The following is a 234-nucleotide window of genomic DNA, read 5'->3' on the forward strand; positions in this document are numbered from 1 at the left end:
ATTTCGATATCACCTTTAACCTTGATTCAGTTAGGTTACAAGTTGATCGACCATAAACTAAACATTTATAGTCAAACAATAAAAATAACAGACTCATATCTAACCCCCTTTGCTGACGACAATAGCATGATGGCACCACCTGATCCCTTCCCGAACTCAGAAGTGAAACATCATCGCGCCAATGGTAGTGTGGGTTCGCCCATGTGAGAGTAGGTCATCGTCAGCTCTCTATTC

General features: G+C 41.9%; 1 rRNA gene. It reads left to right on the plus strand.

Going from position 1 to position 234, the window contains the following annotated elements:
* Positions 1 to 111 precede the first annotated feature (111 nt).
* Positions 112 to 226, plus strand: a 5S ribosomal RNA gene (rrf, locus tag ACT3RN_RS16405).
* Positions 227 to 234 lie beyond the last annotated feature (8 nt).

Source organism: Psychrobacter sp. AOP5-GZ1-6 (assembly GCF_052376345.1).
GTDB lineage: Bacteria > Pseudomonadota > Gammaproteobacteria > Pseudomonadales > Moraxellaceae > Psychrobacter.